5 tRNA genes are annotated in these 534 nt (G+C 53.6%); all 5 read left to right on the top strand.

Annotated elements, in window-relative coordinates:
* Positions 1–58: 58 nt before the first annotated feature.
* The 5 genes from BA81_RS18985 to BA81_RS18965 all read left to right on the top strand — a co-directional run bounded on the left by BA81_RS18985 (position 59) and on the right by BA81_RS18965 (position 480).
* A tRNA-Gly gene (locus BA81_RS18985) sits at positions 59–130 on the top strand.
* 12 nt (positions 131–142) lie between these two features.
* A tRNA-Leu gene (locus tag BA81_RS18980) sits at positions 143–228 on the top strand.
* Positions 229–238: 10 nt separating this feature from the next.
* Positions 239–315, top strand: a tRNA-Arg gene (locus BA81_RS18975).
* A 7-nt stretch (positions 316–322) separates the two neighbouring features.
* Positions 323–399, top strand: a tRNA-Pro gene (locus tag BA81_RS18970).
* Between the two features lie 8 nt (positions 400–407).
* Positions 408–480, top strand: a tRNA-Ala gene (locus BA81_RS18965).
* Positions 481–534 lie beyond the last annotated feature (54 nt).

Here is a 534-nt window from a genome sequence, read left to right as displayed (position 1 = left end):
CGTGGGGGTTCAAGTCCCTTCACCCGCATTGCCAAATAAAATAAAGAAATCCTGTAATGCGGAAGTAGTTCAGTGGTAGAACACCACCTTGCCAAGGTGGGGGTCGCGGGTTCGAATCCCGTCTTCCGCTTATACCATCCACGCCGGGGTGGTGGAATTGGCAGACACACAGGACTTAAAATCCTGCGGTAGGTGACTACCGTGCCGGTTCAAGTCCGGCCCTCGGCATTATAAATAAGCGCCCGTAGCTCAATTGGATAGAGCGTTTGACTACGGATCAAAAGGTTAGGGGTTCGACTCCTCTCGGGCGCGCCATTAAGATCGGGAAGTAGCTCAGCTTGGTAGAGCACTTGGTTTGGGACCAAGGGGTCGCAGGTTCGAATCCTGTCTTCCCGACCATCTTTTATGGGGCCTTAGCTCAGCTGGGAGAGCGCCTGCCTTGCACGCAGGAGGTCAGCGGTTCGATCCCGCTAGGCTCCACTTTTTAAAAGATTATTTTGATCATGGCGGTGTAGCTCAGCTGGCTAGAGCGTA

The organism is Bacillus safensis FO-36b (assembly GCF_000691165.1).
GTDB lineage: Bacteria > Bacillota > Bacilli > Bacillales > Bacillaceae > Bacillus > Bacillus safensis.
Note: the sequence above shows the minus strand (reverse complement) of the source record. Positions and strands in the feature narration are given on the sequence as shown.